The sequence below is a fragment of the Enterobacter sp. BNK-29 genome, assembly GCF_048684785.1.
Taxonomy (GTDB): Bacteria; Pseudomonadota; Gammaproteobacteria; order Enterobacterales; family Enterobacteriaceae; genus Enterobacter; species Enterobacter cloacae_M.
Genome location: NZ_JBLQTU010000001.1, coordinates 1,727,740 through 1,741,038 on the forward strand (window position 1 = coordinate 1,727,740; position 13,299 = coordinate 1,741,038).

Sequence of the window (13,299 nt, forward strand, 5' to 3'; positions counted from 1 at the left end):
ACACAAGTCCTAGCACAATTCCAGCTGCAAATTATTATCCTTAATCACCTGCATCACGCCCGCTGGCGGCATCACGTCGGTGTAGACCGCATCCACCATGCTGATGCTGCCCATGTTTACCATCGCATTTCGGCCAAACTTCGAATGGTCCACCACCAGCATCACGTGGCGTGAGTTTTCAATAATCGCGCGCTTGGTGCGCACCTCGTGATAATCAAACTCCAGCAGCGAGCCGTCGCTGTCGATGCCGCTGATCCCGAGAATGCCGAAGTCGAGGCGGAACTGAGAGATAAAATCGAGGGTCGCTTCGCCGATAATCCCGCCGTCGCGGCTGCGCAGTTCGCCGCCCGCGAGGATGATGCGGAAGTCGTCTTTCTGCATCAGGGTATTGGCCACGTTCAGGTTGTTCGTGACCACGCGCAGGTTCTCGTGATCCAGCAGCGCATGGGCGACCGCTTCCGGCGTGGTGCCAATATCAATAAACAGCGTCGCGCCGTTAGGAATCTGGCTGGCGACCTTGCGGGCAATGCGCTCTTTCTCAGCCGTCTGCGTGGCTTTACGGTCATGCCAGGAGGTATTGACTGAACTGGACGGCAGCGCCGCCCCGCCGTGGTGGCGAAGAATGCGGTTCTGATCGGCCAGGTCGTTCAGGTCACGACGGATGGTTTGTGGGCTGACGGCAAACTGCTCCACCAGCTCTTCGGTGCTGACGTATCCCTGTTTTTTTACCAGTTCGATAATAGCGTCATGACGTTGTGTTTGTTTCATCAATTATCCCTGAGAATTATGTTCGTTTTCGCGCATGGAGCGTGTCGGCAAAGGCCATCGCCAGCCCCACGGCCAGCCCGGCAACGTGTGCACCGTTGGCGATAGACATACCAAACAGATCAAACCATCCGGCAATTAGCCATATTAACGCAAAGGTTATTAATCCGCGCTGCAGATAAATGCCGCTTTCCGGATCGCGCTCCCCGCGAAGCCAGACATAGCCCATCAGGGCATACACGACGCCCGACAGCCCGCCGAACCACGGCCCGCTGAACTTGTGCTGCACATAGCCGCTCAGCAGGGCGCTGATAAGGGTGATAACGATCAGCTTGCCGCTGCCCAGACGCTTTTCAACAGCGCCGCCGAGATACCACCACCAGAGCAGGTTGAAGAGAATATGCATCACCGAGAAGTGCATCAGCGCGTGGCTAAAGTAGCGCCAGACGTCAAACTCAAGAGACGGGTCATAGGGCCAGGCCAGAGCAATCATCACGCTCTGGTCGCCCACCACGTTCATAATAATGAAGACGATAATGCAGGCCGCCATCAGCAGCAGCGTAAACAGGCCGGCGCGCTCGCGGATGGTGGCGAGGAAGGGAAAACGGCTGTAGTGCAGTCCGCTGTCGGTCTGCCCGGACTGCCAGCTGGCCGCCAGATAGCGCGGGTCGCCGGGGTTCTCAAGAAAACGCGCCAGCTCTTCGTTTACGCGCGCGGCCTGGCTCTCGTCGGCCAGCCAGACGTCGGTCTGCGTATGTTGCTGAATGGTCAGAATAACGCCCTGCGTCGCCATATAGTCGACAAACGCCTGGGCGACGCGCGGGTTGGTAAAAGAGGTGATCATCAACATGGGCAGCGGTCGCTTATTTCCACACAAAAGGGGACAGTATAGCGGGATCAGCGCTCAAAAGCGTATTCCACTTCTGCCGGGAAATGACGATGCCAGGCATCGAAGCCGCCGTCGACGCTGTATACCGCATCGTAGCCCTGCTGAAGCAGATACTGCGCCGCGCCCTTGCTGCTGTTGCCGTGGTAGCACATGACCATCACCGGCGTCTCGAAGTCGTTATCGCGCATAAACGCGCCCAGCGTGTCGTTAGTGAGATGAAACGCGCCCGGCGTGTGGCCCATCGCAAAACTCTGCGGATCGCGGATGTCCACCAGCACCGCTTTTCCCTGGTGCATCTTCTGGTGGGCTTCTTCTACGTTAATACATTCAAACTGATCCATGGTGTTCTCTTTCTGTTGTTCAGGTTGGGTGCGCGCTGATGCCCTCACCCCAGCCCTCTCCCACGGGGAGAGGGAGAAAAGTTAGTCGCACTATTTTACCCCGTAGTGTACGTCCTGGCGGCGGGTAAACGCCATTATGTTATCCATATCACTCTAAATTGTTTTTTTGATGTTACCAAAAGCGCGTTCCTTTGCTATTATGAGCGATATCGAACATTTCTGAGCTTTAACGAAAGTGCATGAGGGTGTTATGGAAACCAAAGATCTGATTGTGATAGGCGGTGGCATCAACGGTGCCGGTATTGCGGTCGATGCCGCAGGACGCGGTTTATCCGTACTGATGCTGGAAGCTAACGATCTCGCCTGCGCGACATCGTCCGCCAGCTCCAAACTGATTCACGGTGGCCTGCGCTACCTGGAACACTACGAATTCCGCCTGGTCAGTGAAGCACTGGCCGAACGTGAAGTGCTGCTGAAGATGGCACCGCATCTGGCGATTCCGATGCGCTTCCGCCTGCCCCATCGCCCGCATCTGCGTCCGGCGTGGATGATCCGAATCGGTCTGTTTATGTACGACCATCTGGGTAAACGCACCAGCCTCCCGGGTTCGAAAGGTTTGCGTTTTGGCTCAGAGTCGGTCCTTAAGCCTGAAATCGTGCGCGGTTTCGAATATTCCGACTGCTGGGTAGACGATGCGCGCCTGGTGCTGGCGAATGCCCAGATGGTCGAGAAGAAAGGTGGCGAGGTGAAAACCCGTACCCGTGCGACCTCTGCCCGTCGTGAAAACGGCCTGTGGATTGTGGAAGCGGAAGATATCGATACCGGCGAGAAATTCAGCTGGAAAGCGCGCGGCCTGGTGAACGCTACCGGCCCGTGGGTGAAGCAGTTCTTCGACGACGGCATGCATCTGCCTTCGCCGTACGGCATTCGCCTGATCAAGGGCAGCCACATTGTGGTGCCGCGCGTGCATACCCAGAAGCAGGCCTACATTCTGCAGAACGAAGACAAGCGCATCGTGTTTGTGATCCCGTGGATGGACGAATTCTCGATCATCGGTACCACCGACGTGGAGTACAAAGGCGATCCGAAGAACGTCGAGATCGACGAGAGCGAAGTGAACTACCTGCTCAAAGTGTATAACGCGCACTTCAGGAAACAGCTGTCGCGCGACGATGTGGTCTGGACCTACTCCGGCGTGCGTCCGCTGTGCGATGACGAGTCTGATTCACCGCAGGCGATTACCCGCGACTACACGCTCGATATTCACGACGTTGACGGTCAGGCGCCGCTGCTTTCCGTGTTTGGCGGCAAGCTGACCACCTACCGCAAGCTGGCCGAGCACGCGCTGGAAAAACTGGCGCCGTACTATAAAGGCATTGGCCCGGCATGGACCAAAGGCGCGGTACTGCCCGGCGGTGATATCGGCGACAATCGCGATGATTACGCCGCGAAGCTGCGCCGTCGCTTCCCGTTCATCACCGAAGGGATGGCGCGCCACTATGCCCGCACCTACGGCAGCAATACCGAGCTGTTCCTGGCCGACGCGAAGGACATTGCGGATCTGGGCGAGCATTTCGGCCACGAGCTGTACGAAGCCGAGCTGCGCTACCTGGTTGAGCACGAGTGGGTTCGTCGCCTGGATGATGCTATCTGGCGTCGTACCAAAGAAGGGATGTGGCTCAACGCCGAGCAGCAGTCTCGCGTGGCGCAGTGGTTGCTGCAAAATGCGGGAAAGCGTGAGTTATCACTGGCGTCGTAAATAAAAAAAGCCGGGTGGCGGCTCCGCCTTACCCGGCCTACTCGATCCCGTAGGCCCGGTAAGCGCAGCGCAACCGGGCTTTGTTTTTACAACCTCACCGGATCAATATGCCAGATCGTCTCGGCATACTCCTTGATAGTCCTGTCTGACGAGAAATAGCCCATATTGGCGATGTTGTACATCGCGGCGCTGGTCCACTTCTCCTGCTGACGGTACAGCTCGTCAACCTTATCCTGACAGTCCACGTAGCTGCGATAATCCGCCAGCACCTGGTAGTGATCGCCAAAGTTAATCAGCGAATCCACCAGATCGCGATAGCGGCTCGGTTCATCCGGGCTAAACACGCCGGTCGCGATCTGCGTCAGCACCTGACGTAACTCTTCATCCTCTTCGTAATATTGACGCGGCGAATAGCCTTTCCTGCGCAGCGCCTCCACCTCTTCCGTCGTGTTACCGAAGATGAAAATATTTTCTTCGCCCACGTGCTCCAGCATCTCGACGTTCGCCCCGTCAAGCGTACCAATAGTCAGCGCGCCGTTAAGGGCAAACTTCATGTTACTGGTGCCGGATGCTTCCGTACCCGCCGTAGAAATCTGCTCAGAGAGATCCGCCGCCGGGATGATCATCTGCGCCAGGCTTACGCTGTAGTTCGGAATGAACACCACCTTCAGCTTGTCGCCAATATCCGGATCCTGGTTAACCACCTTCGCCACATCGTTGATGAGATGAATAATGTGCTTCGCCATGTAGTAGGCGGAAGCCGCCTTACCGGCGAAGATCTTCACGCGCGGCACCCATTCGGCCGTTGGATCGGCCTTAATGCGGTTGTAATGGGTGATCACGTGCAGCACGTTCATCAGCTGACGCTTGTATTCGTGGATGCGTTTGATCTGAACGTCGAACAGCGCTTTCGGGTTTGCCACCACGTTGAGGTGCATCGCCAGCCAGACCGCCAGACGCTTTTTGTTCAGCAGCTTGGCTTCGCGCACGGCTTTGTTCACCGTCGGGAAATCAATATGCTGTTCCAGCTCGCTCAGCTGGCTCAAATCGGTACGCCAGGTACGGCCGATATTCTCGTCCAGCACCTCAGAGAGCGGCTGGTTGGCCAGCGCCAGCCAGCGGCGCGGCGTGACGCCGTTGGTCACGTTGCAGAACCGCGTCGGGAAGATCTTCGCGAAGTCCGCAAACAGCGACTGCACCATCAGGTTCGAGTGGAGCTCGGACACGCCGTTGACCTTGTGGCTGATGACGACCGCCAGCCAGGCCATGCGCACGCGGCGCCCGTTCGATTCATCAATGATGGAAGCGCGGCTCAGCAGCCCGGTATCGTTCGGGTATTGCTCCTGCAGGGTCTTGAGGAAGTAGTCGTTAATCTCAAAGATAATCTGCAGATGGCGCGGCAGGATTTTGCCGAGCATGTCCACCGGCCACGTTTCCAGCGCTTCGCTCATCAGCGTGTGGTTGGTATAGGAGAACACCTGACAGGTCACTTCAAACGCGTCATCCCAGCTGAACTTATGCTCGTCAATCAGCAGACGCATCAGCTCCGGAATGGAGAGCACCGGGTGGGTGTCGTTAAGGTGGATCGCGGTTTTCTCCGCCAGGTTGGCGTAGGTTTTGTGCAGCTGATGGTGGCGGCTGAGGATGTCCTGAATGGTCGCCGAAACGAGGAAATACTCCTGACGCAGGCGCAGCTCGCGGCCGGAGTAGGTCGAGTCATCCGGGTACAGCACGCGGGACACGTTCTCGGAGTGGTTTTTGTCTTCCACCGCCGCAAAGTAGTCCCCCTGGTTGAATTTACCGAGGTTAATTTCGCTACTGGCCTGGGCGCTCCACAGGCGCAGCGTGTTGGTGGCATCGGTGTCATATCCGGGGATAATCTGGTCGTAGGCCACGGCCAGGATCTCTTCCGTTTCTACCCAGCGGGATTTTTTGCCTTCCTGCTGAATACGCCCGCCAAAGCGCACCTTGTAGCGCGTATTGTGGCGCTTAAACTCCCACGGGTTGCCGTACTCCAGCCAGTAGTCCGGCGACTCTTTCTGGCGCCCGTCGACGATGTTCTGTTTGAACATACCGTAGTCGTAGCGAATACCGTAGCCTCGGCCCGGCAGCGCCAGCGTTGCCAGCGAGTCGAGGAAGCAGGCGGCGAGACGCCCCAGACCGCCGTTGCCGAGGCCCGGGTCGTTCTCTTCGTCGATCAGTTCTTCTAAATCTAACCCCATCTCTTCCAGGGCGGTTTTGACGTCGTCATAAATACCGAGCGACAACAGCGCGTTTGACAGCGTGCGGCCAATCAAAAATTCCATCGACAGGTAGTAAACCTGACGCGTTTCCTGCGAGAGCTGGGCGCGGTTTGAGCGCAGCCAGCGTTCAACTAAGCGGTCACGCACCGCAAACAGGGTGGCGTTCAGCCACTCGTGCTTGTTGGCGATAACCGGATCTTTCCCGATGGTGAACATCAGCTTGTAGGCGATGGAGTGCTTTAACGCCTCAACGCTGAGCGTGGGTGAAGAGTAGCTAAATGGAGCGTTCATATCAGTAACTTCGCCTCGTTACATCAAGCGTTGATAGAGATCGCGGTATGACTGCGCCGCGACATGCCAGCTAAAGTCCATGGACATCGCCTGACGCTGAACGTAACGCCAGAGCGATGGACGGGACCACAAGACGAAAGCACGCCGAATCGCCCGAAGCAGCGACCAGGCATTACTGTCCTCAAAGACAAACCCGCTGGCGATACCGTCCGCCAGGTTTTCCAGAGAGCTATCGGATACGGTATCCGCCAGTCCGCCCGTGCGGCGTACCAGCGGCAGCGTGCCGTATTTCAGGCCATAAAGCTGCGTCAGGCCGCAGGGTTCGAAACGGCTCGGCACCAGGATGACGTCCGCGCCGCCCATGATTCGGTGCGAGAACGCTTCGTGGTAGCCAATCTGCACGCCCACCTGCCCCGGATGTTCCGCCGCGGCGGCAAGGAAACCTTCCTGCAGCACCGGGTCGCCCGCGCCGAGCAGCGCCAGCTGTCCGCCCTGCTCCAGTAAACCGGGCAGCGCCTCCAGCACCAGATCCAGCCCTTTCTGGCTGGTCAGGCGGCTGACCACCGCGAACAGCGGCACTTTGTCGTTAACCTTCAGGCCCATCGCAATCTGCAGCTGGCGTTTGTTTTCCGCTTTGTCCTCCACGGAATCACGTCCATAGCGCGCCGCCAGCAGGAGATCGGTTTCCGGGCTCCAGATCTGTTCATCCACGCCGTTCAGAATGCCCGACAGGCGGCCTTCGCGGTGGCGCTGTTGCAGCAACCCTTCCATACCGTAGCCAAACTCCGGCTGGGTGATCTCACGCGCGTAGGTTGGGCTCACGGCGGTAATATGGTCGGCGTAATAGAGCCCGGCTTTCAGGAACGAGATCTGCCCGTTAAATTCCAGCCCGTGCATGTTATAGAACGATAATGGCAGATCGATTTCACTCATGTGATGGGCATAGTACATCCCCTGATACGCCAGGTTGTGCACGGTAAAGACCGATTTCGCCGGATGGCCGCGCGCAGCGAGATACGCCGGGGCAAGCCCGGCGTGCCAGTCGTGCGCGTGCACCACATCCGGGCGCCAGAACGGATCCAGCCCCGTCGCCATTTCTGCCCCGACCCAGCCGAGCAGCGCAAAGCGCAGCACGTTATCGGTGTAGGCGAACAGGTTCGTATCGTGATACGGGCTGCCCGGTCGATCGTATAAGTGCGGCGCGTCGATCAGGTAAATCCCTACGCCATTGTAATGTCCAAACAGCAGGGTGATGCGTCCGGCGAAGGTCTCACGGCGGGTCACCACTTTTGCATCGGGAATACCGCGCCGGATATCCGGAAAGGCGGGCAGCAGGACTCGGGTATCCACGCCTCCGGCGATTTGCGCTGCCGGTAATGCACCCAGAACATCTGCCAGACCGCCCGTTTTTAACAACGGGAACATCTCAGAACATACATGTAAAACCTGCATCATCGCTCCTGTTTGATCTGCAGCTTCCGCAACATTTCCCGTGTGACTAACACGATCCCCTCTTCCGAACGATAGAAACGACGCGCGTCTTCTTCCGCGTTCTCACCAATCACCATCCCTTCTGGGATGACGCAGGCACGATCGATAACGCAGCGACGCAGACGGCACGAGCGCCCTACCCAGACATCAGGCAGTAAGACTGCCGAATCGATATTACAGAATGAATTTATCCGCACGCGGGGGAACAGCACCGACTGCACCACCACCGAGCCTGAAATAATGCACCCGCCGGACACCAGCGAGTTCAGCGTCATGCCGTGGCTGCCGGAGCGGTCCTGCACGAATTTGGCCGGCGGCAGCGATTCCATATGGGTACGAATCGGCCAGTTCTGGTCGTACATATCCAGCTCAGGCGTGACTGACGCCAGGTCGAGGTTCGCTTTCCAGTAGGCTTCCAGGGTTCCCACATCGCGCCAGTAAGGCTCCGCATTGGGGTCGGACTGCACGCAGGACAGCGGGAAAGGATGTGCATACGCCATGCCAGCTTTCGTGATTTTCGGAATGATGTCTTTACCGAAGTCGTGGCTGGAGTTTTCGTCTTTGTCGTCCTCTTCCAGCAGCTCATAAAGATAATCTGCATCAAAGACATAAATCCCCATGCTGGCGAGCGATTTGGTGTCATCGCCCGGCATAGTTGGCGGGTTAGCCGGTTTTTCAACAAAGTCGATAATTTTGTCGTCGGCATCCACGTGCATCACGCCAAACGCCGTCGCTTCAGCAACGGGCACAGGCAGACACGCTACGGTGCAGCGCGCCCCTTTTTCGACGTGGTCGATGAGCATGTGGGAGTAATCTTGCTTGTAGATATGGTCCCCGGCGAGGATCACGATGTATTCCGCGTTATAGCGGCGAATGATGTCGAGGTTCTGCGTCACCGCATCCGCCGTTCCGCGGTACCAGTTCTCGCCGTGGACGCGCTGCTGAGCGGGCAGGAGATCGACAAACTCGTTCATCTCTTCGCTGAAGAATGACCAACCGCGCTGGATATGCTGAACCAGCGTGTGCGACTGATACTGCGTAATGACGCCAATACGGCGAATGCCCGAGTTGAGACAGTTGGAGAGCGCAAAGTCGATGATACGGAACTTACCACCAAAGTGAACAGCCGGTTTCGCGCGCTTGATGGTCAAATCTTTCAGACGGGTACCACGTCCACCCGCAAGTATCAGGGCAACCGTTTTTAATGGTAGCTGGCGCGCCAACATTAAGGGATCGTTCTTCTCTAATCTAACCATGACTAACTCCTTTTTTATCATCTTTGGAATACGCACACTCCGTGCGCAGGCCCGTGCCAGACAGCCATTACTACCGGATTATCCGCTCCGGCAAAGGGGGGAACAGCTCGCCATTCCCCTTCAGGTAAAACAATCTCTGCGACGTCATCCGTCGCGTTCAGCGTGACCAGCCATTTATCCGACAGCAGGATTTGCAGGCGTGGTACGCCGTGTTGCCACTCTTGCGCGCTTAAGGGTTGCGCGTCTTGATTCAACCAGCGAACGTTGCCGTCACCCTCTTCCCACCAGCGGTCGGCGGTCAGCGCGGGGATCTGCTGGCGAAGATGGATCAGCGCAGCGGTAAAATGAATCAGCCCGCTGTTGGCTTCACCCCAGTCGAGCCAGGTTAACGTGTTGTCCTGGCAATACGCATTGTTGTTACCGTGCTGGCTATGGCCGTGTTCATCGCCTGCCAGCAGCATCGGCGTGCCCTGCGACAATAAAAGCGTTGTCAACAAAGCATGAACGCTGGCGCGTCGCCGCTCGATGACGTCCAGGCTTCCGCCTAACCCTTCTATACCATGATTAAAGCTATGGTTATTGTTAGTGCCATCGCGATTCTCTTCGCCGTTTGCCTCATTGTGTTTCTGATTGAAACAAACGCAGTCCCTGAGCGTAAAACCGTCGTGTGCCGTCAACAGATTGACGGTGGCCGACGGGCGTTTGCCGTCGCGCTTAAAGAGATCGCTTGAAGCGGCAAAGCGTCCGGCGAACTCCCCCAGCGACAGGTTCCGTTCCAGCCAGAAGCGGCGCGCGGCATCGCGGTAGTGATCGTTCCACTCGGCAAACAGCGGCGGGAAATTCCCGACCTGATAACCGCCTTCCCCGATGTCCCACGGTTCCGCGATGAGCTTCACCTGCGAAAGCACCGGACAGTTTTTTATCGCCTCAAACAGCGGAGCCTGCTGGCTGAACGCCGGCGTGCGCCCCATTACGGGCGCCAGGTCGAAACGAAAACCGTCGACGTGGAACGTTTCCACCCAGTATTTCAGGCATTCATAAGCAAAATGCGTGACCGCCGGATGGCTGAGGTTGAGCGTGTTACCGCAGCCGGTCCAGTTCTCATAATCGCCATCCTGCCTGATCCAATAATAGCTACGGTTATCAATTCCGCGCATGGAGAGCGTCGGACCGTCGAGATCGCTTTCGGCACTGTGGTTCAGCACGACGTCCAGAATGACCTCAATGCCCGCCGTATGAAGCGCCTTCACCGCATCGCGAAATTCGTCCCGCGCCTTTTCCGGATGGGCGGCATAGCGTGGCTCAAGCGCGAACATCGCCAGCGGGTTGTAGCCCCAGTAGTTGCTTAGCCCCAGCCGCTGCAGGCGCGGCTCGCTGGCGAAATGGGCGACGGGTAACAGCTCCAGAGCGGTGATGCCGAGGTGCTTCAGGTAGGCAATCATGGTTGGATGCCCGAGCGCTTTATAGGTGCCGCGCATCTCTTTTGGGATCGACGGGTGCAGGTACGTCAGCCCTTTAACGTGGGCTTCATAAATGACGGTATTGCCCCACGGCGTCTGCGGCGGGGCATCGTCTTCCCAGTCATAAAGATCGTTCACCACCACGCTTTTTGGCGCGACGGGCGCGCTGTCGCGGTGGTCGGGCTCGCCGTAGCCCACGTGGAAGAGCGGGTCGTCTTTAAATTCGCCGTCCACGCGGTGCGCGCACGGGTCAATCAGCAGCTTCGCCGGGTTAAACCAGTGGCCCTGCGCCGGATCCCACGGACCGTGTACGCGAAATCCATAGTGCATGCCTGGCCGTCCTCCGGCCAGGTAGCCGTGCCAGGTATCCCCCGTGCGCGCGGGTAAATCGTAACGGTGCTCGTTACCTTCCCCATCAAACACGCACAGTTCTACCCGCTCAGCATGAGCGGAAAAGAGGGTGAAATTGACACCCTTTCCGTCAAAACGCGCGCCGAGCGGTTCGGGTTCACCTGCCGTAAGCTGCGTCATTCGCCCTCCCGCATCAGCCAGATGGTGCCAAGCGGCGGCAGCGTCAGGCTCAGGGAGTTGGGTCGCCCGTGGCTTTCGATGGCGTCGCTCTGGACAAGCCCGCCGTTACCGGCGTTGCTGCCGTGATAGTGCATCGAGTCGGTATTCAGGATCTCGCGCCATTTGCCCGGCTGGTTAATGCCGAAGCGGTAGTGTTCGCGCGGCACCGGCGTGAAGTTGCTGGCGACGACGATCTCGTTACCCGCTTTGTCACGACGCACAAAGACAAACACCGAGCGCTCGTGGTCGTCCACTACCAGCCACTCAAAGCCGTACGGATCGAAGTCGAGCTCGTGCAGCGCTTTGTGGTGGCGGTAGGTCAGGTTCAAGTCGCGCACCAGACGCTGCACCCCGTGGTGCCAGTTGTCGCCGCCTTCCAGCAGGTGCCAGTCGAGGCTGGCGTCGTGGTTCCACTCGCGTCCCTGGGCGAACTCATTGCCCATAAACAGCAGTTTCTTGCCCGGGAAGGCAAACATCCAGCCGTAGTAGGCGCGCAGGTTGGCAAACTTCTGCCACGCGTCGCCCGGCATGCGGTCAAGAATGGATTTTTTGCCGTGCACCACTTCATCGTGCGACAGCGGCAGCATGAAGTTTTCGGTGTAGTTGTAGAGCATCCCGAACGTCAGCTTATCGTGATGATACTTACGGTGAACCGGATCCAGCTTCATGTAGTCGAGCGTGTCGTGCATCCAGCCCAGGTTCCACTTATACCAGAACCCCAGGCCGCCTAATGACGGCGGACGGGAGACGCCCGCAAAGTCGGTCGACTCTTCCGCCATGGTCACGGCACCGTCCACCTGTTCGCCGATAATGCGGTTGGTATTGCGCAGGAATTCAATCGCTTCCAGGTTTTCACGGCCGCCAAACTCGTTCGGGATCCACTCGCCCTCTTTGCGGCTGTAGTCGCGGTAGATCATCGACGCCACCGCATCGACGCGCAGGGCATCAATGCCAAACCGCTCGATCCAGTACAGGGCATTCCCAACCAGGTAGTTTGCAACCTCACGGCGACCGTAGTTGTAGATCAGCGTGTTCCAGTCCTGGTGATAGCCTTCGCGCGGGTCGCTGTGCTCGTACAGCTTCGTGCCGTCAAACTCTGCCAGCGCGAAATCATCCGCAGGGAAATGGCCCGGCACCCAATCGAGGATGACGTTCAGCCCGGCGGCGTGCGCGGCATCAATGAAATAGCGGAAGTCATCGCGGGTGCCAAAGCGGCGCGTTGGCGCATACAGCCCGGTGGGCTGATAGCCCCAGCTGCCGTCGAACGGGTGCTCGTTGACCGGCAGCAGCTCAAGGTGCGTAAAGCCCATCCATTTGGCGTAAGGCACCAGCTGGTCGGCAAGCTCACGGTAGCTCAGCCAGAAGTTGTTATCGGTGTGGCGACGCCAGGAGCCAAGGTGTACCTCATAGACGGAGATGGGCGCGTCAAAACGGTTGGCTTGTTTACGCTCCTCCGTCTGGACGACCTTCTCCGGCAGGCCGCAAATCAGCGACGCGGTATCCGGGCGCATCTGCGCTTCGAAGGCATACGGGTCGGCTTTAATGCGCAGCTTGCCGTTAGCGTCGATCATCTCGAATTTATAAAGCTGCCCGGGGTGCGCTCCGGGGATAAACAGCTCCCAGATGCCGCTTTCCCGGCGCAGGCGCATCGGGTGGCGGCGACCGTCCCAGTAGTTGAACTGGCCGACAACGGAGACGCGCTGGGCGTTAGGTGCCCACACGGAGAACCGCGTGCCGGTAATGCCGTCCATGGTATCGGCATGGGCACCCAGGGTTTCATAAGGGCGAAGATGCGTTCCTTCGGAGAGCAGCCAGGCGTCCATCTCTTTAAGCAGAGGGCCGAAGCTGTAAGGATCGTCAATCAGGTTTTGCTGACCGTGCCAGAGAACGGCGAGCTGGTAGCGAAAAGGGTTTTTACGGCGGGGCATGACGCCCGAGAAGAAGCCACGGGAATCGAGGCATTCAAGATTACCGACCTTGCGGCCGGTTTTGGGTTCAATCACCCAGACTTCTGTGGCATCCGGTAACAGTGCCCTAACTTCAAGGCCATCCTCAGTTTGATGCATCCCAAGCACAGAAAAGGGGTCAGCAAAATGACCCGCAATAAGCGCATTAATCACGTCTCTATCCACACGATCGGACATGGTATTCATCCTGTTTTTTATGTCGTCCTTTTTAAGCGCTCCGGGACGACTTTTAATGTGACCTGAACGGGACAGCACAAAAATGTGCAT

The 13,299-nt window shown here is 57.9% G+C and carries 9 protein-coding genes; 1 reads left to right on the top strand and 8 read right to left on the bottom strand.

Annotated elements, in window-relative coordinates; all coding sequences use genetic code 11:
• Positions 1 to 9: 9 nt before the first annotated feature.
• Genes ACMGGX_RS08295 through glpE form a run of 3 tightly spaced genes read right to left on the bottom strand, consistent with a single transcriptional unit; the run spans position 10 to position 1,995 of the window.
• A complete protein-coding gene (locus tag ACMGGX_RS08295) occupies positions 10 to 768 on the bottom strand; it encodes a DeoR/GlpR family transcriptional regulator (RefSeq protein WP_008503060.1) in 759 nt (252 codons plus the stop codon).
• Positions 769 to 784: 16 nt separating this feature from the next.
• Positions 785 to 1,615 (bottom strand): rhomboid family intramembrane serine protease GlpG, encoded by an 831-nt coding sequence (gene glpG, locus ACMGGX_RS08300; RefSeq protein ID WP_420298260.1) that lies wholly within the window; start codon positions 1,613 to 1,615, stop codon positions 785 to 787.
• 47 nt (positions 1,616 to 1,662) lie between these two features.
• Positions 1,663 to 1,995, bottom strand: coding sequence for a thiosulfate sulfurtransferase GlpE (glpE, locus tag ACMGGX_RS08305; RefSeq protein ID WP_006177908.1), 333 nt, complete (start codon positions 1,993 to 1,995; stop codon positions 1,663 to 1,665).
• 250 nt (positions 1,996 to 2,245) lie between these two features.
• Between glpE and glpD the strand changes: the two genes are divergently transcribed.
• A complete protein-coding gene (gene glpD, locus ACMGGX_RS08310) occupies positions 2,246 to 3,754 on the top strand; it encodes a glycerol-3-phosphate dehydrogenase (RefSeq protein ID WP_063408970.1) in 1,509 nt (502 codons plus the stop codon).
• Positions 3,755 to 3,840: 86 nt separating this feature from the next.
• On the opposite strand, the gene glgP is transcribed toward glpD, so the two are convergent.
• From glgP to glgB, 5 genes are read right to left on the bottom strand one after another with little or no spacing between them, the layout of a single operon-like run.
• Complete coding sequence (gene glgP / locus ACMGGX_RS08315) at positions 3,841 to 6,288, bottom strand: glycogen phosphorylase (protein WP_045355952.1); 2,448 nt, start codon at positions 6,286 to 6,288, stop codon at positions 3,841 to 3,843.
• Between the two features lie 18 nt (positions 6,289 to 6,306).
• Positions 6,307 to 7,740: a glycogen synthase GlgA gene (gene glgA, locus ACMGGX_RS08320; protein WP_023309509.1), complete on the bottom strand. Its 1,434-nt coding sequence runs from the start codon at positions 7,738 to 7,740 to the stop codon at positions 6,307 to 6,309.
• Complete coding sequence (gene glgC / locus ACMGGX_RS08325; protein WP_008503066.1) at positions 7,740 to 9,035, bottom strand: glucose-1-phosphate adenylyltransferase; 1,296 nt, start codon at positions 9,033 to 9,035, stop codon at positions 7,740 to 7,742. Before glgC ends, glgA begins: the two co-directional genes overlap by 1 nt.
• Positions 9,036 to 9,052: 17 nt before the next feature.
• On the bottom strand, positions 9,053 to 11,026 hold the full coding sequence (gene glgX / locus ACMGGX_RS08330; RefSeq protein ID WP_045888425.1) for a glycogen debranching protein GlgX: 1,974 nt from the start codon (positions 11,024 to 11,026) through the stop codon (positions 9,053 to 9,055).
• Entirely contained in the window at positions 11,023 to 13,209 is a 2,187-nt protein-coding gene (gene glgB, locus ACMGGX_RS08335) for a 1,4-alpha-glucan branching enzyme (protein ID WP_348562172.1), read from the bottom strand. Before glgB ends, glgX begins: the two co-directional genes overlap by 4 nt.
• Between the last annotated feature and the right edge of the window lie 90 nt (positions 13,210 to 13,299).